Below are 24,689 nucleotides of genomic sequence, written 5' to 3' on the forward strand. Positions count from 1 at the left end.
TAACAGGATTTCCTTTAGGTACGTGCTCTTATTGTTGATGTAAATATTGAGCAACTTTTTTGGCTTGGTTTGGATTACTCCACCAATACTCTATACCAGCAGAGAGCACGGGTTTCACTTTAGGTTGCTGATACATATTCCAGTATGCATACCAATAATCACCTTTTCCATAAGTCGGAATTTGGTAATACCCTGCGCGAAGTAATCGATCAAGAACATGAGTATAAATAATTTGCTGTTCACGGTCTTTAGCAGTGACCAGTTTTGAGATAACTTCATCAATGACAGAATTACGAATACCAGCGTAATTATAGTTGCCATCTTGAATGGCTGCTGCGCTGCCCCAGAACTGGGCCTGTTCATTGCCCGGATTTAAAGATTGCGGTAAGTTCATGGTCGTCATGTCAAAGTCATAGCGGCGTGTACGCTCTAAATATTGCGGTGCATCGACTTGTCGTAATTGAATATTAATTCCTAATTTTTTTAAATTTCTTACAAATGGCATGAGTGTTCTTTGTTTGCCATCTTGCTGAATAAGAAACTCAATTTGTACAGGCTTGCCTTCAGGCGTATATAACTGCCCTTCTTTAATTTTATAACCGGCCTGAATGAGTAATTGTCTTGCGATTAATAAATTTTGACGGTTAAAACCACTGGCGTCCGAAACTGGATATTTCCAGTCTGCCAAAACAGCTTTTTGCATAACTGGTGAAAGCTTTGGTAAAAGTGGTTTTAATATCGTGAGCTCACTCTTTGAAGGACGACCTGTTGCGGCCAACTCACTATTTTCAAAATAACTTTGTAGTCGTTGATATTGTCCATAAAACAAAGCTTTGTTCTGCCATTCAAAATCATAGGCATAGGTTAAAGCTTGTCTAAAGCGAATATCGTTTAAAGGTTTTCGTCGTGTATTAAACACATAACTTTCGGTTGCAATCGGGTTATGGTGTCTAAATTTATATAGAGTGACTAAACCTGCTTTTACCGCTGGAAACTTGTAATCAGTGACCCATTTTTTAGGGTTAGTTTCTTCATGCAAGGTATATTGCCCAGATTTAAAACCTTCGAATGCGATATCCCAATTTCGATAATAAACATATTTTAAATGGTCGAAGTTATAACGCCCTTTATTAATAGGTAAATCTTTTGCCCAATAATTGGGGTTTCGTTTATAGCTAATACTACGTCCAGCATCAATTTTTTCAACAACATACGGCCCTGAACCTACAATCGGTTGCAAGGTAATACGGGTAAAATCACGGTTCTGCCAATCTGCTTTTGAGTAAATTGGTAAGCTCGCCACAACAAAAGGCATTTTAGGATTATGACTAGACTTAAAAGTGAATCTAACTTGATGTGGGTTGATCACTTCTGTTTTTGCCAAGTCAGCAAGATACATTTGTAGACCAAAATTAGATTTGGTCTGATAGACATCAAAGCTAAATTTTACGTCTGCTGCTGTTAAGGGCTGACCATTACTAAAACGAGCTTTAGGATTTAAATAGAAAGTAACGGATTGAGTTCTTTCTGGGTCATACGAAACTTTCTCGGCTAAAAGTGGATATAAAACCCCAACTTCATTGAGTGACTGAGTCATTAAAGTATCAAAAAGATAATTTACCCCTTCTGTCGCGTTCCCCTTCCCATTCATGCTGTTTAAATTATCAAATGTCCCTTGCGCGGCCTGACTCAACACTCCACCCTTAGGTGCGTTTGGGTCGGCATAAGGCATAGCAGCCATTGTTAAATATTTAGGCTTAGAATGAATTGCGATATAAGGCGTGGTTTGCTGTGCAGAGAATACAACTTGCGAAAAGACACTGAGCCCGACTAGCAGGCTCAGTTGACAATATAACTTTTGCATAAAGTTCTAATTATTCTATAAATTAGGCACTTTTATGATATCGCCAATACGCAATTGCGTCGACGGTGTTAGGTTATTGAGTTCCGCGAGTAAACTGGTTTCTAGACCATATTTACTTGCAAGACCAATTAAAGTGTCGCCACGTTTAACTTTGTATTCCACTACAGTTTTTGGAATCACAATATTTTGACCGCGCTGTAGACTAGCATTTGCTTTTAATGCATTCATTTCAGCAAGTTCACGAACTGAAATACCTGCACGACTCGCAATCGCATTTAACGACTCGCCTGCTTTAACCGTATACTTTTCAGTATTTTTACCTGCTGCAACAGGTTTAGGCGATGATTTTGCGGTATCAGCTTTCGCTGTTTCTACAGGCACATCACCTGTTAGTTTTAAATGCTGACCAACACGTACAGTGCTGTTACGAGATAAGCCATTTAATGCAGTTAGATAATCTAACTGTAAATGATAACGGCTAGCGATGCTTCGTAAGTTATCACCAGACTTAACGGTGTAAGTATCTGGTGTTTCATCTTTAGCATTTTTAGTAGCAGCCTTGCTCGGTGTTTCAACCTCACCTGTCAATTTTAAACGCTGACCAGCACGAACACCTGCTGTACGTGATAATCCGTTTAAATCGGCCAAATAACTGGTTTGTAAGTTATATTTAGCTGCAATCGCATGTAAGCTATCACCAGACTGCACAACATAGTGTTCAGGAACACTTACACCCGCAGGTACTTTCAAGTTTTGGCCAAGCTGGACATGGCTACTCGCTTTTAAGTTATTCAGTTCTGCAAGTTCAGCTAAGCTAATTTTAGACTTGGTGGCAATGCTTGATAATGTATCACCACGTTGCACTTTATAGCTTTCAGTCTTGTATGATGGCCCTGCTGCAAGTTTTTCATATTTGCCAGAAGCTTTGTTGTCATCAGATTCATCAACAGCAACTTCTTTTGCAGGTACATTAATTTTCTGGCCAGCCATTAAATTACTACCAGCTGATAACCCTGGTGTTAACTCCGCCAATTCCTGATTAGATAATGCATAACGATCTGCAATTAACTTTAAGTATTCGCCACGTTTAACCGTATAGCTCTTTGTGGCAATACGACGTGTACTTGCCTGAACAGCTTTAGGCTCTGCCTTAGCAGAATTACGGTTACCTTTAGGCTCTTTCAAATGCAGCTTCTGACCAACAAATAGACCATCACTTACAGATAAATCGTTATATTCAGCAAGCTGTTTCACAGACAAATTAAATTGATTTGCCACACCTGTTAAACTGTCATTTGCCTGAACAACATAAACATCAGGTTTAACTGTTGATTTAGCCGTAGACTCAACTTCTTGTGGTTTAGCATCGTATAAATACAGGCTAGTTCCTACAAACAGCGTCTTTTCTGGATCAATCTGGTTCCACTTGGCAACATCACGCCAGTTGACCCCATTTTTCATCGCAATAATTGCTAATGTATCGCCCGGCTGTACGGTATAGGTACTACGCTTACCTTTAGGTTGTACAACAACAACATCTGTATCGGTTTTAATGTAAGGCTTATCTTTATTGCGCTGTGCTTCTTCAGAATTTGCAACACTTGCATCTTCAGTTAACGTTTTTGGATAAGCAAAGCCCTTACTTAACTCTTTACCTTGCTGTTCAGCAACGGATTGACTTGTCTGAATCGCAGTTAACTTAATTTTGCCATCGTAAGGATCAACAATTTCGGTACCTTGCGGTGCAATTGCCTTTAACTCAGCAACCACTTGGTCTTTTTCAGCTTGAGTGGCCTGTGGCTGTAAAGCTTGCTCAACAGTTTCTTTCTCACCTTCAGCACGAACCGCCGCTAAAATTTTCTCACGCTCAACAGCTGAAATTGGTGGTTCTGTTCTTACTGGCTTAACATTGGTTGCAGGTGTTACTGCAACTGGAATACGAGGTGCACTTGGCACATCAGCTGAGGCTGCAAAAGCAGCTAAAGCATCAGAACCACGCGGTGTTGAACCTTTTACAGTTACAGAGCTGCTGGTTGTTTTAACAGGTGTTGTTGGTCTTACAGGCTGAACCTGAGTCGCTGGTGTTGTTTTAATTGTGACTGAACTTGAAGGACTTGTTGTAGGTTTAGACGGCGAAGTGACATTTGCCCACCAACCTGAACCACCACCCGCTTTCATTCCTTTCAATTTATTATCAACTGATGGACTTACATCAGCCGGAATTAAAATACGCATTGGACTTGCAGGGTCTACTGTTTCACCACGATAGCCTGGGTTTAATGCATATAACTCGGCACGGCTAAGACCACTGACCGAAGCAATTTCATTTAAAGATAACGGCGCAGATAATGTAACTTCACGGAAATGGGGTCTATTCGCAATTGGTGGTAATGAAACCCCGTAAGCACGTGGATTTTTAATAATTTGAGCAACTGCCAAGAAACGTGGAACATAGTTCATAGTTTCTTGTGGAAGTTTTAATGACCAATAGTCAGTTGGCAAACCCGCAGCTTGGTTACGGTTAATCGCCTGTTGGATACGGCCCGGACCAGCGTTATAAGCTGCCAAAGCCAATTCCCATGAACCAAACTGGTTATATAAGCTTCCTAAGAACTCATATGCAGCACGTGTAGACTCAACAACGTCACGACGACCATCGTACATACCCGTTTGTTGTAAACCATAAATACGGCCGGTACTTGGAATAAACTGCCATAAACCTGCTGCTGCTGCACTACTTGTTGCAGCCGGGTCATACGAGCTTTCAATTACTGGTAATAACGCAAGTTCAGTTGGAAGACCACGGCGTTCTGCTTCTTTAACAGTATGATATAAATAACGACTTGCGCGAGCACTTAAACGGTCAAGGTAGGGCTGACGTGAAATAAACCAACTACGCTGCGCTTCAATACGCGGATCCCAGTGATCGAGATCCATTTTAAAGCCGACAGCCATACGTTTCCAAACGTCACCGTGTTTTAAAATAAGTAGACGGTCACCCTCTACAGCACGCATATCAGTTGCTGAAAGTAAATCTTCTAACGAGTCTAGACTGCTTGCATCAAGATAACCTGCTCCACTAACCTGTTTTGTTTTCGAGGTTTTTGCAGATTGCGGAGTCGAAGAACAGCCTGTTGTAATACCCAACGCAGCTAAAGCAGAGCTAAGGACTGTAATTTTGAATAATGATGCTGCAGATGGCTGCCACACAAATGTGGTTGGTTTATACATAAAAACTTCCAAACAACTCGCGTAATATTTCTTGGGGTCTGCCCACAAACCCTAGGTCTTCGATGCCATTGTAGTAAAGCATGCAAGATAGACAAGGCAATAATTTAATGTCATTTGCATGGAAATGTTACAAGAAATTAAAAAAAGCTTGCTTTGTAACGATGGAACCGAACTTTTTGCGTATACAATACACCATATTCAGCTCTTTTTCTTTCAGTTTAGGTTTCGATTTATGTCTCAAACAATCACACTGTATGTTGATGGTGCATGTCGTGGCAATCCCGGTTTAGGCGGTTGGGGTGCATATGTCATTACCGAACAGGGTGAACATAAATTATTTGGCGGCGAACCAGATACAACCAATAACCGTATGGAACTTACTGCGGCGATTGAAGGTGTTTCTTTTTGCCCACCCGACGCACAATTAATTATCTGGACCGACTCAAACTATGTAAAGCAAGGTATTACAGAGTGGATTCATGGCTGGAAAAAGAAAAATTGGAAAGATGTTAAAAACCCTGACCTATGGCAAAAACTTGATGCTGTTTGCGCAGGTAGAAATATTGAGTGGAATTGGATTAAAGGCCATGCAGGACATCCTGGCAATGAAATGGCAGACCAACTTGCCAATTTAGGTGCAGATAAGACTGCTCAAGAACTCAAGCAACCACAGTCTGTTGCTGCACCGCAAGATATAAAAAAGCCTGAACAGGACTGGTTGCTAGACGACCCTTTTGGATTTGATCTGGTTGAAACAACCGATGATGAAGATATCGCTCTTGAACCATCACAAGAAGTTGAGATGATTACTGTAGACGAAGAAGTAAATGAAGTTGAAGCTGTAGAACAAGAAACTAAGCAGCAAAGTAGCAACATTCATCCGCAGATTGTAGTGACAGAAGCAAAGCTTAAATTGCAAGGCCCTCGTCAGCTCATTCTCGATACTGAAACGACTGGTTTCTATTTCCAAGATGGCGACCGAATTATTGAAGTCGGTGCAATTGAAATGATTAACCGTAAGCTTACGGGTAGTTCAATTCACATTTATATTAACCCTGAAAAGCCAGTGGGCGATTCAGAAAACATTCACGGTATCAGTGATGATTTCTTAAAAGATAAACCCCTCTATGCAGACATTGCGGATACTTTATTTGAGTATCTAAAAGGGGCAGAAATTATCGCTCATAACGCGACCTTCGATATGAACTTCTTGGATATGGAGTTTAGACGTGTTGGGTTACCTGCTCTTTCAGAAGTTTGTGAAGTTACTGATACTTTAGCACTTGCAAAAAACAAGCATCCGGGACAGAAAAACTCACTCGATGCCCTAGTCAGACGTTATGAAATTCCAGCTCGTGACCGTACCTTCCATGGTGCATTACTCGATGCTGAAATTCTGTCTGATGTTTACTTGGCAATGACAGGTGGTCAAGTATCGTTTGATATGGATGCACTATCGCAGAGTGAAAAAGATCAGCAAAATACAACAAGAACTAGAGTTCAAATTGATTTACCCGTTATTTACCCTTCAGATGAAGAGTTAAGCACACATGAGACTTGGGTCAAAGAATTTGAGAAAAAACATGGAGAACCTTGCCTTTTTGCAAAATAAATTTTTGATTCTCTAGTGTTTTTTTGGTTTCCCCTTTTGCAAGTTAAGTTATATTAGTCGTATAGATTTTTAGCTCAAAATATTGAGCCATGACGAATATAACAATTGATTTTTTTTGCAAAGGGGAATTTTTATGTCTGAGCATAATTCGATTCAATTTGATCCGACAGCGTTGCTTATCATCAAGAATGAAATTGATAACTCAATAAAACTTGTGGAAGGCGCTGTAAGTACATTAATTGAAGAACAGGCTCTCCCTTTTGGTATTGATGATGCATTAGAACAATTTAAACAATGCACTCAGGTATTACGCCTCATTGATATCCCTTATTTGGCAAAGATCACACAGTATTCGACAGAATTAATGCAAAAGATTATGGCTAAGCCAGAGCACATCAATACCGATGAGGTGGTTGCTCTAAGTGAAGGCACGACCATGGTTAAACGCTATATCGAGTTTATCTGTTTACGCGAAGTTGAAGTACCGCAGTTTCTTTTGGACACTCTAAACAATTTAGAAAAAGCTTTAAACAAGCCATTAACATCATCTGGACAACAGATTTCTGCAAATCTTACAGTAGCTTCACTTGAGTTACCTTTATCCGAGGTCGTTATTAATGAAAAGACTCAGTTTATTCATCAGCTTTATAAGTTGTCTTTGCTTAAATTTTTAAATAAAACTGAAACTACTCAAGATTTCCAAGCATTCAAACTCATTGGTAGTTATTTAGTCAGCATGGCGCATGGCCAACCAAGTCAACAATATTGGCAATTGGTTAACTCTGCCTTTAATCACATTGATGAACTTGTTTTAAATGATGCTCGCTTACGTGTATTGATTAATCTTGAAAATTCTATAAGTCTATTTTTAGCAGCACCTGAAAGCTTTGAAGCAAATTCGAATGCCCTAGCAGATATGATTAGTATTGTGATTGGACAAGAAGATCAACTTGCAAAGCAAATTCGTAAGCAACTGAATATTGGTTATGAATTTCTCACCGATGCTCAGCTTAAAGCCTTAAGTCAGCATTTGTATGGTCCAGACTTTGACACCATGGAAACGGTAAGCCAATTGATCTTAAACGAAATGAATAAAGTTCGTAATGATATTGAATACAACTACCAAAACATGTCACCAGAAAAGGCACAGCAATTACAAAACAGCCTTATGCAACTCGCACATACATTTAAATTACTTAATTTAAATGAAGCAGCAGCCGAGCTTTCTCATCAAGCAAGCAGCTTAAGTCAAATCAATATATTGAGTAATGAAAATTACGCTCAGCAGCTCATGAAGAGCATTTTGTCAGCGATGAATGCCATTGGTATTTTAGTACGAAATTATTCTTCTAGCCGTCTACAAATTCGTGTAAACAACACCAATATTTCTTTAGATCGTTTGGATGAAGCACATCAAACCTTATTAAATGAGACAAAAAATTTAATCGATTTTGTATGCCAAAGTTTGACTTTATATGCCAACGATCAAACTCAGAATATTGAAGCAATTGCAGGCTCTTTAAAAGAGTTGGCTGGTGCAGCTGAATTTTTAGGCAGTACGGTTCAACAAAATGCTTTGCTTGAAACTGCTAAGTTTGTACAGAATCAAATCGATCAGAACCAACCTTTTAGTCATGATCAAATTCACTGTATTTTTAACGTATTAGCTGGACTAGATATGTTAGTTGACAATTTAAAAAATAAACAGCCTGTTCTACAATCCATGTTTGATGTAGCATTGCTAAGTAGTCAACAACTTCAAAAAAAGGCAGCTTAATGTCTGAATTATCACTTGCTTATATTTTTCATCATCAACAATTATTGGTTGACCAAAACCTTCAATTACCTAAAGTCGAAAAGTTAGCAAGTGATCTGCTTTTCACTCATAACGAACAGGTCATTGCACGTGACCTACTGAGTGAAGAGGCTATACCAGAAGGTCTGCAACTCGTTCCCATACGTCAGCTCATTTCCAACTGGTCAAAAGAGCAATTTTTACAGGCAAGTCGTGCTGTACAATTGCTCGAATGGCGGCGTAACCACAAGTTTTGTAGCCATTGTGGACATGCCACCGAAGTCCACTCAAGTGAATATGCAATGGTGTGCCCTTCTTGTGGGTATCACCAGTATCCTCGTGTCAATCCATGTATTATTACTATCATTACTAAAGGTGATGATGAAGTGTTATTGGCAAAATCAATTCACAATAAAACCAACATGTATGGTTTGATTGCAGGATTTGTCGAAGTTGGCGAAACACTCGAAGAAGCGGTACAACGTGAAGCTTTAGAAGAAGTGGGTATTAAACTCAAAAATATTCAATATATGTCAAGCCAGCCTTGGCCTTTTCCAAGTAATCTCATGATTGCTTTTAGAGCTGAATATGAGTCAGGCGAGATTTCTTTACAGGAAGATGAAATTGCCGATGCACAATTCTTTAAATTTGATCAGCTTCCTGAAATTCCATTTAAGGGCAGTATTGCACACGCAATGATTACGCAGATTACTCAAGCAAAGTAATCTGCGCTTTCTAACACTCAATGGTTTTAAAATACTTCATCAAGAAAATGCAAAATGGTTCGTTTTGTTTTGAAGTAGTGACTTACAAAACTCGATAGGCTGGCCAAAATCGTAATATGGCCAGTTTTAGGGATAATAGCAATATGGCTATGATTCCCCTTCTCTCTAAGAGCTTGATCCATATCTAAAGTATTATGTTGCTTTACGATCTGATCATTTTCAGCCATGAGTAGATAATGCTTAATATTATTTTGATTTACAAAATAATAAGGCATCACTTCTTTATAAGAAATGTCCTGATCAAAAGCATCTTCAGCAAGCGGATCACCTTTATAATCAAAATGATATGGTCCAGCTAATCCAACTATTGCCTTAATTTTCCCTAAACATTCAATTTTAGTGGAATCAGGGTGATAAACAGCAGACATTACATTAAATGCACCTGCCGAATGTCCCATAAGCACAGTATTCTCTGTCGAGATTTCTAATTTTTCCTGATTTTGATGCAAATAATTTAACGCTTGCGTTAAGTCCTCTACATAACTTGGAAAAATATTCTTTGGTGCAAGCTGATAGTTAATGACAGCAACGTCATAACCTTCTTTTGCAAAAGCTTCACCAACAAATAAATAGTCTCGTTTATTACCATGTTGCCAAGCACCACCATGTACAAAAACAATGAGTGGTCGATGAGCTAAGCGCTTAGTAGAACGATAAATATCTAGACGATGGCGAGGCTTTAAGCCATAACGCACATTTAAAACCTGCTCGAAACCATCTTTTGGTGTAAAACGGTTTAAAGCAAAGCTCCCCAAATCATACAGACGGAACTCTTTATAAAGAGTTCTCGCCTGCTCAATTTTGCTTTGTAATTGTTCAATTAAGTTCATATTTTATTGTGCAGTAGATGATGCTGGATCTGCTTGGTCCGGATCAATTGCAACAGGAGTTTGAACTGTTGGTTGAGCAAGAACATTATTAATTACTGGCGTAGTCGTTGCGTTGCCCGTCGATGCTGCTGGAGCAGGCGCTAAATCAATGTTATCAATAAGCGTCACAATTTTGGTCACGTTACCCACATTTTGAAGCACACTGTTTAAATCATTAATTTCAGCAGTATTTAAACGACCCATCACGTATAAAACACCATCTTCGGTATGAACGAGTACTTTACTGTCCGATACAACTGGTGCTTTCATCAATAGAGCACGTGTATTTGCAGTTACACCAGCATCTTGCATGATCGTGTTATAGCTTACTTTGTTACCTACCGTAATATAGTTATGTACGGCTTTCACATCACTCATCGCTTTAACATTATCTTCTGCTAGCTGTTTCAAGTAAGGGTCTGGTACCTGACCAGTTAACAATACTGTGCTATGAAAGCTTTCGATGTTAATACGAGATTGTTTAAAACGCTGATCAAGCTTATAGAGGTTAATATTCGCTGTACGTTTAATTGAAGAGTCAATGAATACCTGACCTAAGCTACGTACACCACTATCTGTTCCAACTGGAGCTGTACCTGTTCCACCAGAAATAAAACTTGCGCAACCTGACAAACTTGCGACACAAAGCGCTGTTACAGCAATACGTTTCAACACTCCACCAGACTCCTATCAATCTCTTCTTGGCTTGATCATAAACATCGGTTTTAATTTGCTCAAAAGAGTAATGAACTCTTAATCCAAAGTAAATGCATTTTCGATCCATTGCAGATCATAATGGAATTTCGAAAAGTCTTGCTGTACTGTTTTTGCAATTTTCTGTGGAAAATCAAAACAAATCACATCAAAACGACAATAAAAATCCTGATAAGATGGGTAGCGCTGTAAAAACCTCATCGCCGTTTTAATTATTTTTTTCTGTTTGCTCACAGTGACCATTTCACAAGCTTGTCCATAATTTCCCTGTCCACGCGCTTTTACCTCAACAAAAATCAATTCGTTACCGCGTTTTACAATCAGATCAACCTCTCCACGGCGTGAATGATAATTACTGGCGACCCATTCATAATTTTGTTCTTTTAAAATTTTTAATGCCGTTTGTTCAGCCCATTGCCCGAGCTGCTGCGCGACTAACATAATTTTCCCCATTAGAAATGTAAATACTCTCAATACTTACTCTATACATTTTTAATTTTTTTCAATTGAGCAAATCAAAAGCAGATGTCTTAAAAAGTAAAAAAGCCCAATGACATTGTTCACGCCAAAAAGATAATTTCGGGTACACTAACCGATTAAAATTGTTTATCTGTACGGAGTAAAAAACCAAATGAGTGCTCAGTTATTTGTTGTAGCCACCCCTATCGGGCACTTAGATGATATGACTTTCCGTGCAATTGATATCTTAAAATCAGTTTCTATTGTGGCTGCCGAAGATACACGCCAGTCGGCTCAATTATTTAAGCACTATAATATATCTACTCCACTTACAGCATGCCATGACCACAACGAAAGCAATAAAATTGAACAGTTAGTTCAAAAGTTACTTGCTGGTGAAAATATTGCTTTGATTAGCGATGCAGGTACGCCGCTTATTAGTGATCCCGGTTTTAAACTGGTTCGAGCTGCACAAGAACATGGTATTAGAGTTGTACCTGTACCCGGTGCATGTGCTGCAATTGCTGCGTTAAGTGCGGTGGGCTTACCAAGTGACCGTTTTAGTTTTGAAGGCTTTTTACCATCAAAAGCTTCACAACGTATTACACAACTTGAAAAGCTTAAAAATGAAACTCAAACTTTAATTTTTTATGAAGCACCTCACCGTATTTTAGAGTGCGTAAAAAATATGGCTGAAGTATTTGGTGAAAACCGCCCTGTCGGTTTCGCACGTGAAATTACCAAAACTTTTGAAACCATCAAAAAAATGACTTTAAAAGATTTGGTTAGTTTTATAGAAAATGATCACAATCAAGAAAAAGGTGAAATTGTTCTGGTAGTTGGCGGTGCACCAGAAAAGACAGATCTGGAACAAGAAAAACTAGATGAGCTCTTAAAGCGCTTACTTCAAGATTTATCTGTTAAAGCGGCATCTCAACTTGCTGCAGATCTAACAGGTATTAAGAAAAAAGTCGCTTATCAACGTGCACTTGAACTGACACAATCTTAATTTTTTAACTAAGTGCGGTGATGGCAAATACTTTATGCCATCCCGCGCATGAATTTTGCATAATAATATTAATCATAAAAACAAGAGCATTGATATGGCTGAACAGCTTGGAAAACTTGGCCCCCATGAAGGGCAAGAACTAGAATTATTATTGTCTGGTAAGAAACCAATTGCTTTATTTTATGACTTATTACCTACTGAATTTGTAAAGCACCTTGAGCAAGGTACTTTAACTATGCTCAGTAAAGATATTGAAACATCTTTACCCGTACCTTTTTCAATTATGCTGATCTATAAAGATGCCTCTTTAGCAGATTTGAATGAACTCGTGTTATGTATTGAAAAATCAATAAAGGAAACTCAACTTGAAGACCGCTTAGCACTAGACCGTAGAATCGGACAACTTTTAGGTTATTCAGCGCAAGACATAGAGTTTTACATTCAACACGTTTCAAACTTTTATGCACGCTCACAGACTTAAATTTATCTCAATATCTTTTTCGCTGATTGAACAATTGTTTCGGTCAGCACATCAAGTTGTTTCGACTGTCTTTTCCAGTGGTGCCAATACAAAGGAACATCAAGTTGAGCCTCAGGCATAATATCAATAAGTGTTCCATTTTCGAGTAATGGTTGAACTTGAAGCTCTGGCACCATTCCGTAACCTAAACCCAGCTGAATTGCTTTGACGAAAGCATCTGTTGCCGGAATAAAACTATAAGGATAACTCTGCATCGGTAAACCGTATCCTTTTAATAAAACTTCCGAATGCATTAAATCTTTATGATTAAAAATAACTGCTGGTGTTTTTCTTAAATTTTCTCGGTTAATTCCACCACTAAACCACTGGTTTACAAATTCGGCCGATGCCAGCATTTTATAGCGCATTTTACCAAGAGGCTGAGCTAAGCAACCCGCCATAACCTGCTCTTCTGCTGTGATACATGCATTAACCTGCCCTGTTTCTAGCAAAGTATGCGTGTGTGATTGATCATCAATTTTTAGCTCTAACACTATTTTTTCTTTAAACAATGTTTGCTGAATAGTTGGTAAAAGCCAAGTCGCTAATGAGTCTGCATTTGAAGCTAAAGCAATTTTATAAAATTCCGATTCAGAAGATTTGCCCATTAAACCTTGTAAAAGATTTTGCTCCATTAACCTTGTATGACGTAAATGCTGGAGTAAGGTTTGCCCAGCTTGAGTGAGTACACAAGGGCGGCCCCGTATAATTAAAATCTGACCCAAATATTTTTCTAGTGCTTGTACACGTAGTGATACAGCAGAGGGAGTTATACATAAATACTCTCCTGCTGCATCAAAACTCCCGACTTCTGCAACAGCAAGAAAAGCTTCACATTGCTTACTATCTAACATATACAAACCTAAATTATTTTTAGCTAAACCTAAATATTCTTAATTTTACTTATTTCCCAATAAAAAGTCAGATAATTCCCGCATCTGATTTTTTCTGCTTAATGGTTATGCTTTCTCTGAGTGTGTTTTTTAAAGGTTTAGGTATTGGTAGCGGCCTAATTGTAGCGATTGGTGCCCAAAACGCTTTTGTTCTAAAGCAAGGACTTAAACAGCAATATGTATTTTGGCTATGTTTAATCTGTGCATTGTCTGATTCGATTTTAATTGCCTGTGGTGTATTAGGTTTTGCCGAAATTATGACAGCATCACCCATCTTAATCACAGTCGCTAAATATTTAGGGGCAACGTTTTTATTGGTCTACGGTGCAAAAGCATTTTATGCTGCGTTTAAAACGAATCAAGGCATGGAGCTTGATGGTAGTCAAAAACAGACTCTAACCCAAGCACTTATAACCTGTCTGGCCTTTACTTGGCTAAATCCACACGTCTATTTAGACACCATTGTACTGATGGGTTCGGTTGCAACTCAGCTAGAAGATAAAATTAGTTTTGCCTTGGGCAGCATTCTTGCTTCTTGGATTTTCTTTTTCAGTTTGGGTTATGGTGCAAGATTATTAAAACCACTATTTACCAATCCAAAAGCTTGGAAAATTTTAGATTTTCTTATTGGTTGTGTTATGTGGAGTATTGCAATTTCACTTCTCATCTAATGCATTCAAACACTAAAAAGTACCATGATTACATGGTACTTTTTATTTATGCAATCAAAATTAAGCCTGTGAACCCAACATCACCTTTGACTGTTTTCGTTCCTGTAATGATTGCTTAATCACAGCATAGCCCGAAGATACACCTAAGTATGCAATCACAAAGGCTACCAATAAATCTGGAAATATGGTGCCTGTTCCAAACACACCTACAGCAGCAAAAATAACAGCAATGTTGGCAATAGAGTCATTTCGACTACACAGCCACACAGAACGCATATTGGCATCACCATCTCTAAATGCATAAAGCATTAAAGCAACAGAAACGTTAGCAATTAAAGCCATTACCCCAATTGCCCCCATGACCATCGGTTCAGGTGAAACACCATGAAAGAATGACCATACTACTTTTGCAATGACGAAGAAACCAAAAGCAGCCATCGTAATACCCTTAACAAGAGCCGCGGTTGCACGCCAGTAAAGGCTCATCGAAAGTACAACTAAAGATAAAGCATAATTTGCAGCATCTCCGGCAAAATCTAGTGCATCCGCCCATAGTGAAACAGATTGGGCTTTATAACCACCTACTATTTCAACTACAAACATGAGTGCATTAATTACAAGAGCAATCCATAACGCTTTTCTAAATCGCGGGCTTACTTTCTTTGTAGGAGAACATGTTGAAGCACATCCACATCCAGCCATTTTATTTCCTCAAAAACTCTTTTATAGTGATTAAAAACCCTTGAGTAGCTCCAGAGTCAAGTCTTATGAGTCTTTCTATTGGCCAATTATCAAAAAAAGCGGATGTCCCAATCGATACTATTCGTTATTACGAAAAAGTAGGTGTGCTGGACCGTATTCAGCGTTCAGAAAATAATTATCGTGTTTACACAGATCAAACACTCGCGGACCTATTATTTATTAAGCATTGCCGCGAATTAGATATTTCTCTCAACGACATTAAAACGCTAAAAGAAATGAAAGCTCAGCCTAAACAGGCCTGCACAGAAATTGATAATTTGGTGAATAAATATTTGATTGAAGTATCGGAAAAAATTGAACGACTTTTGCTTTTAAAAGAAACACTCATCGATTTAAAACAACACTGCTCGACCGACCGTACAGTAGACGAATGCGGCATTTTAAAAGAACTGCAAAACAACCTTTAACTCAACCTAAAAGCCAATAAAAAAGCATCACTCATGTGATGCTTTTTTAGTATTAAAGGTCGCTATGTTCATCTGGCGGAACTTCAGTAATTCTCCCGCCGCGAGCTAAAAACGCAGCAATTTCATCTTCCAATGCTTGGCGCTGTTTTTGTTTCGCAGTTACAGTAAGCGTTTCTGCTTCAGCAAGATCAGCATCAGTTAAGTTGCCTGCTTCTTCATCAGCCGCGCCACTCTCAGCCGCTTTGGCTTCATCTTCATCTACAGCAGAATCTTCTGCATCTTCATAATCATTGATATCTGTCATATTTACACTCCCCACAATGATTTGTATTGCATCATCGCTATGGTCTTTGAGACCTCAGAAATTTAGCAATCTCTTTGCATTTAGCAAAGAGCCAAATTGGTCAAATCAGTATCTTTTCTGACCGATTTGGTAATGATATATAAATGATTGTTTAAAAAATATCTACTGATATTTATTTAGACCAGTAGAGCATAAACTTCGTAATTATTTTAACGACTATACTGGGTGTTTTGTAAAGCCCCTAAACCGTTCGCTTGTTGCATAAAACGCTCTTTTAAGAACAAAATTTGTTCAACCTGCTTAAGTCCCGCATTTCTGACCCAAATAAATGGGAATAGCTCAGAACTTTCTAACCAACCAATTGCCGACATACTATGCATCATCGCATCGTTTTGTCCTTTACGGCGATGCTCATAACGCATTAAAGTTTGTTCATGCGCCCATACGCCACGACCTAAATCATGCAGTAGTGCATCACAAAGTACCGCAGCATCTAAACAACCAATATTCACCCCTTGCCCAGCAAGCGGATGGATAACATGAGCTGCATCGCCAATTAGGGCTAGGCCAGCTTTAACGTATTGTTTTGCGGCACGCGCTTTCAATGGAAATTGTGCTCTTGAACGAACATCGAGCACTTCACCCAACATATGTTGGCTTTCACGGGTTAGAAGTTGCATAAACTCAGCATCACTTAAAGCTGAATATTCATCGGCATAATCATCTGGTAGTGTCCAGACAATGGACTGCCAGTAGCCGTTTTCACTTTCTTCAAGACTCGCCATTGGCAAATATGCTAAAGGCCCTGTAGTTAAGAAGATTTGACGAGCAACATAGTGATGGGGCTTAGACGTTTTAATTGCACAGCTAATCGCTGCTTGCTTGTAATCTAGTACATCTAAGTCAATAAAAGCTTGCTCACGTACAAATGAATTGGCACCATCAGCACCAATAAGCAGTTTAGTTTTAAGTGTAGAACCATCTGCAAGTTGAATATGCCAGCATCCAACACCTTGCTCAATACGGGTAACGCGAACTTGAGTACGATAATCTGTTAACTGCTCAAGCATTTTTTGTTGAATGGCAACATTCAATACGCTTGGCTCAACCATAGAACCCAACGCTTGTTCTGGCATTGGTCTTTGTACAGATTCATGACCAAAATTAATTTCACCATAGCCATTTAGATTCCACACTTGCATGCCGGTATAAGGCATTTGACGTGCCAAATCATCCCAAACATTGACTGTTTTCAGTAAATGAATGGTCGCTTGGCTAAGTGCTAAAACACGTGGGTTCATCACACTTAATGTTTTTTCAACATCAAGTACAGGAGCAGCATCAAGCACCGTAGGCTGTACACCACCTTGTGCAAGTAATAAAGCAGTTAAGCCACCAACTAGTCCACCACCCACAATAACGACATCTAACACTTCGCTCATGCTTTTAGCCCCATTGCATAGTTCGCTACCAGTGGCTTAACACCCGGAATCACATCAAATGCAATTAATCCCGTATTACGAATTAATTTTAATAACGGGTTTTGATTACTAAAACCACGAACGACAGTATCGCAGAACTTAATCACGCGTTGTTGGTCAGATAAACGCGCTTGTTCATAGGCAAGTAAATTATCTGGGTTACCAATGTCATCAGATGTGCTTAACTGGTTTACCAAATAACGTAGCAACACATCTGCATCACGTAGGCATAAATTAAAACCTTGCCCTGCAACAGGATGAATGGTGTGTGCTGCATTACCCATTAAAATAACGCGTCCAACCGCTTGTTTATGCGCAAGCACTTGTGAAAGCGGATAGCTAAAGCGTTTACCTGTTTTTTCAAATTTACCTGCTCTGTCACCATAGGTTTTTTGCAAAGCATCTAAAAAGTGTTGGTCGTTTTCTTCACCTAACCATTCATCTTCGGTGCCCTTTTTAACAGGCCATACCACTGAGCGACGGTATTCACCCGGTAAAGGCAACAACGCCAAAGGCCCTAAAGCACTAAAACGCTCAAACCCTACATGCTCATGTGGCTTTGAAGTTTGAACAGTCGTAACGATCGCAACTTGATCATAGTCGTGGACATCAACACCCACACCAATTGCTTGACGACAGAAAGAATCACGCCCATCTGCTGCAATTAATAATTTTGACTCAAGCTTTAAGACTTCATCACCACGCTGAGCTTCGATATGTACCTGTTCAGCGTCTTGAGTTAAAGCAGTGACTTGTACGCCATCAATTAGCTCAATCAAAGGTTGTTGGCGTACTTGAGTTAATAAAACACGACCGAGCCACGCATTCTCAATGACTTGTCCAAAGCTTTCGACTTTCTCTTGTTCTGCAATTAAACGTGCTTTACCAAAACTGCCTTGCTCAGTAATGTGAACTTGCAAAATTGGAGTGGCATGTTGTTGTAATGCATCCCATAGCCCTAGCTTTTGATAAATCTGTACGCTACGACGTGATAAAGCCGTATTACGTGCATCGAAACTAGAATGGTAAGGGGCAACATTCTGATCATCATAGTTTGGGTATTTCACAGCTTCTAATAGCTTTACTGCGATATTAGCCTTCGCCAGCATCAGGGAAAGGCTCAAACCCACCATACCCCCACCTACAATAATCACTTGTTGTTGCATCGAGTTTGCTCCTTTGGCGAATACGTTTAATTATGCTTTAGCTTGCGCCATTAAATGTTCAATGTCTGCAATATCTTTAACTACATCGGCAGTTAAAACTCGTGGGCCTTTTGACGTTGCGACCACATCATCTTCAATACGAATACCAATACCACGCCATTTTTCATCTACTGTTTCATCGTCTGGCGCAATATATAACCCTGGTTCAACAGTAACGACCATGCCCTCTTCATATTGTCGCCACTCGTCATCTTTTTTATAAGAACCGACATCATGTACATCCATACCCAACCAGTGACCTGTACCATGCATATAAAACTGACGATATGCTTCATTTTCAATAAGCTCGCTCACATTACCTTTGAGCAAACCTAAATTAACTAAGCCTTCAGTTAAAATTTTGACTGCAACCTCATGAGGCTCACGGTACGCATTACCAATACGTACTGCATCAATCGCCGCATATTGAGATGCCAGTACCACTTCATACAATGCTTTTTGTTCTGGACTAAATTTTCCGTTTACCGGAAAAGTACGGGTAATGTCCGATGCATAAAACTCATATTCACATGCAGCATCAATTAAAACCAAATCACCGTCTTTAAGAGGCTGGTTATTTTCAACATAGTGCAAAATACAAGCATTGGCACCGCCACCAACAATACTGTTGTAAGAAGGCACACAGCCGTTTTGCCCAAATACATAATTAAGCTCGGCTTCAAGTGCATATTCCATCATGCCGGGGCGAACAGTTTGCATTGCACGAGTATGTGCCTTAGCACTAATTGTTGAAGCAATTTGCATTAGCTCAATTTCTTGCGGTGACTTGATTAAACGCATTTCATCAACAATGCGATCAAGTTGAACTAACTGAGCTGGAGCAGCTTCATGACGGTGCTCTGCATTTGCTTTTTTAATCCATTGGCTTACTCTGGCGTCAAATGCAGCATTGTGTCCGATTCGATAATAAAGACGTTCTTTATTTAATAATTTTTCAATAATTTCTTCATCAAGCAGATCAATCGCATAGGCTTCATCTGCCTCATATTCTTCAATTGCGCCATCAATTCCAGCACGGTAACCATTCCAGATTTCCATCTCACGATTACGTTCACGACAAAATAGACTATAGCTATAGTCTGTAACATCATCAAAAGTTTCTATGACAGCAACTGCCTCAGGCTCTGCAAAACCAGTCAAATAGAAAAAACTACTATCGGCACGGAATTTATAATCCGCATCACGATTACGGTACATTTCCTCACGCGTTGCAATAATCGCAATGCTGTTTGGACCCATTTTTTCTGCTAGACGATTTCTGCGATGTTGAAAATCAGCTTGAGGCAATTTCATAATGATCTACTTGATTTAGAATTTTAAAGTCAAAAAATTAAACACAGCCAATAACACATCGCCTCAATTAACTTGGGCGATGTGGTGTAAACATTTCTACAATATTTTGATCTGCGGTGCCTACAGCAGAAGTTTTACTTTTTGCATAAAAGTTTTTCAACAATGAACTTTCAGCCACTGTTACTTTCTTTCTGCCAATAGATAAGCTCACTGGAATAAGGCGTACAAATTCATACAATTCTTCGTAACTGCTTTCGCCTTCTTCGTCATTATCAGAATCTTCAAATTCTACTGCTGCCACATCTTGTAGATGTTCAATCAATTCGCGCTCATCAGCACGGACATGACCCGATGCCAAACCAAAACCGAGTACAACGCCAGCACACCAGTCTGATAATGCTTGTACACGGTCTTGAAGCGTATGCTCATCATCTGGAAGCATTGGTAAATAGTCCAATTCATCTTCCGACAATGCATGTGCTACATCTTCGGTTTCATCAGTTAAAAGCGCTAAAGCTTCTTCATTTAAATCAGGAACATTAAGTGTTGTTAAAATTTGTGTCCATTCTTCACGCGTTGGTGCTTCTGTCACACAAACAATACCTGTTAGTAAACCATGTAACTCACTAGGGCTTGAAATTTCTTCAATTCCTTCAAAATGAGCGTTCCATTCTGTCCAGCCTGAAATATCGTCTTGCATTCGTTTATCCAATCTCTATACTTCGTATATATTACCTTTGATTGCAATTCTGTGCGACCTCGTTATGTTAGAACAATTACAGCGGCTACAAGCGCATATTGGCGTTTTAAAAACACGCTTACATCATCTAGAGAGTGAAAATTCTGCTCTCACGGAAGCTAAACAACTGGCTGAAACAGAGCATCACGCACAAGTTGTGCAAAAAAATAGCATCATCACTAAAAAACAAGAGGAAATTGAGACATTAACTGAGCAACTAACTCAGTTACAAGGCCAATTTCAACAATTGAATCAAGATGCTAACACACTTGCAGAGCGTTACAGCCGTCTAGAAAAAAGTACGACTGATTTAAAAAATCGTTTTCAAGAAATTTTGGCTGAGCGTAATGAGTTACGCGTCACTAAAGAAAAACTTCAGTCACACCAACGTCAAACTCAACAAGAGTTACATGATTTGCAGCAAGACCGTGACCGTTTGTTACAAAAAAATGAACTTGCCAAAGCAAAAGTTGAAGCAATTATTCAACGCTTAGCAATTTTAGGTACAGCTCAAGATCAAAATGCGCAAGAAATTCAGCAACTTGCTCACCCAAATGCTGAAGCTGGTGAGGAGACACAATCATGAGTGAACAAGTCATGGTAGAGCTTCGTCTGATTGAGCAAACATTTAGGCTTGCAACGACATCAGATAAAAAAGATGAGCTTGAACGTGCAGCTGAACTTCTTAATGAGAAATTCAACGATATGCGCCGTAGTGCCCCTCGCGTTGAGCATAATAAACTTGTCATTATGGTTGCTCTACAACTTACCCAAGAAGTGTTAAGCTTGAATAAATCTTTGCAAGAATATACGCATTGTGAACGCCTACTACAGGCTATTTTGGAAGATGTTGAACAAACTGTTTAATTAACTTCTGATAATAAAAATGCCTTGCTCTATTTATTGATAGTGCAAGGCATTTTTGTATTGAGGGTCTCTTCTGTACCTCATGCTTGTTATATGTACTTTTAGTGTACAAAGCTTCATCAAATGAAGACTAACTTTACAGTTCAATAAACTCAGACGATTGCCAACTGAATAAGATCGGTTATACTTAAGCTATCTCTGGGATGTTCGCCAGCGGGTCTATTCCCCTGCCGATACTTAAACTTATGGATTGCGTTCTGTATATTTAGAGTGTATGCCTACCTTCGAGTAGGAAACCCAGCAAGTATACGTCGCGTCCACCTTGAACTCGTCGGGTTCAGGGTAACGACACATGCAGCGGCATCTTCGGAGCATTGATTTTTATTAAATGATTAGAAATATAATTTTTATTTAAATTAAGCACTCTAGACAGAACCGTCAGTCTATTCCTTTTATTTCTTACAATTAATTAGCTAAACTTAAAAAATTAAACGAATATTATTTTTCGTTTCTATTTAAGCATTCTTGGTACCACCCTGTCTGAAAATCTTCGATGGCTTTACGCTTAAAGAAACTTGTTTTAAATACTTTGGCAGCATAAGCTGAGTTAATTAAGTCTTGATAAAGCTGCTTTGCCTTTTCATCTGTAAGCCCATCAGCAATTTGTTGTAAATCTTGTGAAGGTACTTTCTGTTGTCGTGCTTCCATCACGTTATAAGCAACTTTTTTTACGACATTACAAATATCGGGATCATTTGTGTTTTCAGTAGCGTAGCAACCCGTGGCAATCAAACTTAGCAATAATATTTTAAATTTCATATCCCTAGCCTATATTTATTATTAAATTTCCATTTAATAAAACGAATAGATAAAAAAGATTTTTCTTTCAAAATGTTCAGGTGGGATTGATGACATAAAAGTAAACCATCATGACCACTAACAAGATAGAAGCAAGCGTTAAGTAGGTGCCAACCGTATTAAAACTCTGCAAAAATTTTAAGATTTGCATTTCAAATCCAATGAAAATTTAAATAATTAGCAGCAATAAATTTAGCACAACTAAATAATGCCAATCAATTCACAATTATTATTTTTAATGTGATAAACAGCATATTTTTAATTATCACATTTTATTCCTAAAGTTCCTTTATAGTAATCCGTTGCACTTTTCAAATCTGACAGTAATTTTTCTTCAGTATACGGCTTTGGTGAAACTTTTATTAATGCCGGCATATATTGTTTTTTATATACATCAGGATAGTCATGGCATAAAATTTTAACCTTAACTTCTTGAGGTGTTTTGGGGTTATCTAATTGATCTAAAAACTCACCAATTTTTCGGTCAGACTCTTCAAATTGAGCATTATAGTCAACTTGAGGAGCTTCAGATTCTGCCTGTTTAGTGCATGCACTCAGCAAAGCCGTGCATACGATCACTGTTAAAATTTTTAGCTTCATAGACTTCACATTTTCATATTCATCTTTAAATATACTTATCCTGATTAAATGTAAATAAATACTGTAAATACGTAAAAAAGCTAAAAAATCTTATAGGGATGTCTTTTTCTAGAGAAAAGCAATTTTTATTTTATCGATTAAACTAGATTGTTTTTTATAGTAGTTAAATTTCGGTGAAACTATAGAAAAATAGGTATAATTTTGCACGACTGATCTCAAATCTTTGTTAGATTTATCCATGAATGAACTAAGTTTTATTAGAAAAAATTTAAGATCTAAAAGACGTTCTTTAACCCCATTTGAGCAAAAACAGGCTCAGCTTAGCGTATTACATTTCCTGAATACTCTTCCTATTTTTCACTCTTCAAAAAAAATTGGCTTATATCTCCATGCTTTCGGTGAAATTCATACCGATCTTATTATTAAACTCTGCTTTAAAAAGAACAAAAAAATCTATTTACCTATGATTTGTTCAATGAATCAACGTTTAGTATGGGTAAAGATCAATAAGAACCAATATTTAAGTCGTCGTTTTTCTCATCATCCCTTAGGTATGAAAGAGCCTATGGCAACGCGAGGAAAACATATATCAGAGCTTGATTTACTGCTTATGCCTCTTTTAGCCTGTGATCACTACGGGACACGTATTGGCATGGGTGGTGGTTATTATGATCGTACATTGGCAAGTGCTAAGCATAAACCTTACCGTTTAGGGTTGGCTCATCAATTTCAATTTATTGAACACACATTACAACGTCAAAGCTGGGATCAGCCCTTAGATGGTTTGCTCACGCCACAGCATTTTTATTATTTTAAAAGATGATTTTTATAGAAAATTTATAGAACCTTAAATATATCTTTTTACTTTTTAGTCCCTTAAAACGAAAAAGTAACCACCTTATGGATGGTTACTCTTACGTGACAGGCTGTTACCAACTTATATTAACACGTCTATTAGGTGCTAAACATTGAATAAGTTGAGAATTGTGACCACCTGAACATTGCTGATATAAATCAGTCTGGCTATTCGCATGTATTTGAATACGATTCGGATCTACACCTTGGTTTACAAGTAGTTTAGCAACCGTATTCGCTCGTTTAGATGATAACTCTTGGTTATAACTAAACTTACCTAATGGATCTGCGAATCCAGAAACAATAATAGGTGTTGTTGATGGGATTTGCTTAATTTGATCGACAACATTGTCTATATTGTTTAAACCTTGCTGTATTGCACTAGCATCAGATCGATCAAAAGCAAATAAAACACTCGCTGTACGTCCATTAACTGCAGTACTATTTACAGGAGGCTGATTATTTTCACCCCAAGCCATCAACCCTTCACATGCTTCTCCTTTCCAAGATAAACGTTCAGCCAAATATTTTTTATTAAAATCAATACGCAACTGACAACGTTGGTATTGGTTACTATTTGGTATACGTATATCTAATACATAATTCCAGACTTTTACTGCAAAAAGTCCTTCACTAAATTGTGGATTGCCGAGTAAAGCTCGAATTTGGTCTTTATTTAGCCCTAAATCCAAGCGTGCAACGTCATCATACTCATAACGTTTAACTTGCTTAAGATAGCTATCTGCTACTTTAGGAAACGTGACATTTTTTTGAGATACTGCTTCTTCTTGTGCATAACTAACCATTGCCAGGCCAGAAAGAACAGCAATAAATAACGCTTTAACTGTATTTTTCATATTTTTACTCTCGAAATG

Annotated in this window: 26 protein-coding genes and 1 other RNA gene; 11 read left to right on the forward strand and 16 right to left on the reverse strand. The window is 38.4% G+C overall.

Translation table 11 applies throughout. From position 1 onward, the window contains the following. Positions 1–28 precede the first annotated feature (28 nt). On the reverse strand, positions 29–1,864 hold the full coding sequence (locus RMA95_RS16630; protein ID WP_311072010.1) for an extracellular solute-binding protein: 1,836 nt from the start codon (positions 1,862–1,864) through the stop codon (positions 29–31). Positions 1,865–1,879: 15 nt separating this feature from the next. After that, positions 1,880–5,095: a LysM peptidoglycan-binding domain-containing protein gene (locus RMA95_RS16635; protein WP_311072012.1), complete on the reverse strand. Its 3,216-nt coding sequence runs from the start codon at positions 5,093–5,095 to the stop codon at positions 1,880–1,882. A 232-nt stretch (positions 5,096–5,327) separates the two neighbouring features. On the opposite strand from RMA95_RS16635, the gene dnaQ reads away from it, so the two are divergent. The 3 genes from dnaQ (at position 5,328) to nudC (ending at position 9,227) form a co-directional block, all read left to right on the forward strand. Then, positions 5,328–6,707, forward strand: a complete 1,380-nt coding sequence (dnaQ, locus tag RMA95_RS16640) for a DNA polymerase III subunit epsilon (protein ID WP_311072014.1) — start codon at positions 5,328–5,330, stop codon at positions 6,705–6,707. Between the two features lie 133 nt (positions 6,708–6,840). Next, a complete protein-coding gene (locus RMA95_RS16645) occupies positions 6,841–8,484 on the forward strand; it encodes a chemotaxis protein (RefSeq protein ID WP_308965120.1) in 1,644 nt (547 codons plus the stop codon). Continuing rightward, positions 8,484–9,227 carry an NAD(+) diphosphatase gene (gene nudC / locus RMA95_RS16650; RefSeq protein WP_019458256.1) on the forward strand — a complete coding sequence of 248 codons (744 nt, stop codon included), beginning with the start codon at positions 8,484–8,486 and terminating at the stop codon, positions 9,225–9,227. The genes RMA95_RS16645 and nudC overlap by 1 nt, the downstream gene beginning before the upstream one ends. A 26-nt stretch (positions 9,228–9,253) precedes the next feature. On the opposite strand, the gene RMA95_RS16655 is transcribed toward nudC, so the two are convergent. The 3 genes from RMA95_RS16655 to RMA95_RS16665 form a co-directional block, all read right to left on the reverse strand. Then, positions 9,254–10,117, reverse strand: a complete 864-nt coding sequence (locus RMA95_RS16655; protein WP_004702996.1) for an alpha/beta hydrolase — start codon at positions 10,115–10,117, stop codon at positions 9,254–9,256. 3 nt (positions 10,118–10,120) lie between these two features. Further along, the gene (locus RMA95_RS16660) at positions 10,121–10,831 is read right to left on the reverse strand and encodes a BON domain-containing protein (protein WP_004702998.1); all 711 of its coding nucleotides are present in this window, start codon (positions 10,829–10,831) and stop codon (positions 10,121–10,123) included. A 78-nt stretch (positions 10,832–10,909) separates the two neighbouring features. Beyond that, a complete protein-coding gene (locus RMA95_RS16665) occupies positions 10,910–11,311 on the reverse strand; it encodes a YraN family protein (protein WP_004703001.1) in 402 nt (133 codons plus the stop codon). Positions 11,312–11,501: 190 nt separating this feature from the next. Here RMA95_RS16665 and rsmI point away from each other — a divergent pair, with 190 nt between their 5' ends. Both rsmI and RMA95_RS16675 read left to right on the forward strand, forming a co-directional pair. Beyond that, the gene (gene rsmI, locus RMA95_RS16670) at positions 11,502–12,338 is read left to right on the forward strand and encodes a 16S rRNA (cytidine(1402)-2'-O)-methyltransferase (protein WP_068934914.1); all 837 of its coding nucleotides are present in this window, start codon (positions 11,502–11,504) and stop codon (positions 12,336–12,338) included. A 94-nt stretch (positions 12,339–12,432) separates the two neighbouring features. Further along, the gene (locus RMA95_RS16675; protein WP_240060688.1) at positions 12,433–12,819 is read left to right on the forward strand and encodes a hemin receptor; all 387 of its coding nucleotides are present in this window, start codon (positions 12,433–12,435) and stop codon (positions 12,817–12,819) included. A 2-nt stretch (positions 12,820–12,821) separates the two neighbouring features. Here RMA95_RS16675 and RMA95_RS16680 read toward each other — a convergent pair whose 3' ends face one another. Continuing rightward, on the reverse strand, positions 12,822–13,712 hold the full coding sequence (locus RMA95_RS16680; RefSeq protein ID WP_311072024.1) for a LysR family transcriptional regulator ArgP: 891 nt from the start codon (positions 13,710–13,712) through the stop codon (positions 12,822–12,824). Between the two features lie 107 nt (positions 13,713–13,819). Between RMA95_RS16680 and RMA95_RS16685 the strand changes: the two genes are divergently transcribed. Continuing rightward, the gene (locus RMA95_RS16685; RefSeq protein ID WP_288420642.1) at positions 13,820–14,422 is read left to right on the forward strand and encodes a LysE/ArgO family amino acid transporter; all 603 of its coding nucleotides are present in this window, start codon (positions 13,820–13,822) and stop codon (positions 14,420–14,422) included. 60 nt (positions 14,423–14,482) lie between these two features. Here the strand turns inward: RMA95_RS16685 and RMA95_RS16690 are convergent, their stop codons facing one another. Then, positions 14,483–15,124, reverse strand: coding sequence for a cation diffusion facilitator family transporter (locus tag RMA95_RS16690; protein WP_311072027.1), 642 nt, complete (start codon positions 15,122–15,124; stop codon positions 14,483–14,485). A gap of 65 nt (positions 15,125–15,189) precedes the next feature. Here RMA95_RS16690 and RMA95_RS16695 point away from each other — a divergent pair, with 65 nt between their 5' ends. After that, positions 15,190–15,591: a MerR family transcriptional regulator gene (locus RMA95_RS16695; RefSeq protein ID WP_263613202.1), complete on the forward strand. Its 402-nt coding sequence runs from the start codon at positions 15,190–15,192 to the stop codon at positions 15,589–15,591. Positions 15,592–15,643: 52 nt separating this feature from the next. On the opposite strand, the gene RMA95_RS16700 is transcribed toward RMA95_RS16695, so the two are convergent. The 5 genes from RMA95_RS16700 to RMA95_RS16720 all read right to left on the reverse strand — a co-directional run bounded on the left by RMA95_RS16700 (position 15,644) and on the right by RMA95_RS16720 (position 20,595). Continuing rightward, the gene (locus tag RMA95_RS16700; RefSeq protein ID WP_033852997.1) at positions 15,644–15,895 is read right to left on the reverse strand and encodes a hypothetical protein; all 252 of its coding nucleotides are present in this window, start codon (positions 15,893–15,895) and stop codon (positions 15,644–15,646) included. A 209-nt stretch (positions 15,896–16,104) separates the two neighbouring features. Further along, on the reverse strand, positions 16,105–17,337 hold the full coding sequence (locus RMA95_RS16705) for an FAD-dependent monooxygenase (RefSeq protein WP_311072028.1): 1,233 nt from the start codon (positions 17,335–17,337) through the stop codon (positions 16,105–16,107). After that, positions 17,334–18,542: a 2-octaprenyl-6-methoxyphenyl hydroxylase gene (gene ubiH / locus RMA95_RS16710; protein ID WP_311072029.1), complete on the reverse strand. Its 1,209-nt coding sequence runs from the start codon at positions 18,540–18,542 to the stop codon at positions 17,334–17,336. The genes RMA95_RS16705 and ubiH overlap by 4 nt, the downstream gene beginning before the upstream one ends. Before the next feature lie 30 nt (positions 18,543–18,572). After that, entirely contained in the window at positions 18,573–19,895 is a 1,323-nt protein-coding gene (pepP, locus tag RMA95_RS16715; protein WP_311072030.1) for a Xaa-Pro aminopeptidase, read from the reverse strand. 67 nt (positions 19,896–19,962) lie between these two features. Next, complete coding sequence (locus tag RMA95_RS16720) at positions 19,963–20,595, reverse strand: UPF0149 family protein (RefSeq protein ID WP_031996835.1); 633 nt, start codon at positions 20,593–20,595, stop codon at positions 19,963–19,965. A gap of 64 nt (positions 20,596–20,659) precedes the next feature. Between RMA95_RS16720 and RMA95_RS16725 the strand changes: the two genes are divergently transcribed. From RMA95_RS16725 to ssrS, 3 genes are all read left to right on the forward strand, one after another. Beyond that, positions 20,660–21,220, forward strand: a complete 561-nt coding sequence (locus RMA95_RS16725; protein WP_311072031.1) for a hypothetical protein — start codon at positions 20,660–20,662, stop codon at positions 21,218–21,220. Further along, complete coding sequence (locus RMA95_RS16730; protein WP_288420635.1) at positions 21,217–21,501, forward strand: cell division protein ZapA; 285 nt, start codon at positions 21,217–21,219, stop codon at positions 21,499–21,501. The genes RMA95_RS16725 and RMA95_RS16730 overlap by 4 nt, the downstream gene beginning before the upstream one ends. Before the next feature lie 192 nt (positions 21,502–21,693). Next, positions 21,694–21,878: non-coding RNA, 6S RNA (gene ssrS, locus RMA95_RS16735), on the forward strand. 121 nt (positions 21,879–21,999) lie between these two features. Here the strand turns inward: ssrS and RMA95_RS16740 are convergent. The 3 genes from RMA95_RS16740 to RMA95_RS16750 form a co-directional block, all read right to left on the reverse strand. After that, positions 22,000–22,320: a hypothetical protein gene (locus RMA95_RS16740; RefSeq protein ID WP_263613198.1), complete on the reverse strand. Its 321-nt coding sequence runs from the start codon at positions 22,318–22,320 to the stop codon at positions 22,000–22,002. 76 nt (positions 22,321–22,396) lie between these two features. Then, entirely contained in the window at positions 22,397–22,510 is a 114-nt protein-coding gene (locus RMA95_RS16745; protein ID WP_253861125.1) for a hypothetical protein, read from the reverse strand. Positions 22,511–22,617: 107 nt separating this feature from the next. Further along, positions 22,618–22,959: a hypothetical protein gene (locus tag RMA95_RS16750; protein ID WP_311072035.1), complete on the reverse strand. Its 342-nt coding sequence runs from the start codon at positions 22,957–22,959 to the stop codon at positions 22,618–22,620. A 238-nt stretch (positions 22,960–23,197) separates the two neighbouring features. Here RMA95_RS16750 and RMA95_RS16755 point away from each other — a divergent pair, with 238 nt between their 5' ends. Beyond that, positions 23,198–23,782 (forward strand): 5-formyltetrahydrofolate cyclo-ligase, encoded by a 585-nt coding sequence (locus RMA95_RS16755; protein ID WP_311072037.1) that lies wholly within the window; start codon positions 23,198–23,200, stop codon positions 23,780–23,782. A gap of 106 nt (positions 23,783–23,888) precedes the next feature. On the opposite strand, the gene tpgA is transcribed toward RMA95_RS16755, so the two are convergent. Beyond that, positions 23,889–24,671 (reverse strand): trimeric autotransporter adhesin/peptidogylcan-associated protein TpgA, encoded by a 783-nt coding sequence (gene tpgA, locus RMA95_RS16760; RefSeq protein WP_311072039.1) that lies wholly within the window; start codon positions 24,669–24,671, stop codon positions 23,889–23,891. Between the last annotated feature and the right edge of the window lie 18 nt (positions 24,672–24,689).

The organism is Acinetobacter sp. V110_1 (assembly GCF_031798975.1).
GTDB lineage: Bacteria > Pseudomonadota > Gammaproteobacteria > Pseudomonadales > Moraxellaceae > Acinetobacter > Acinetobacter nosocomialis_A.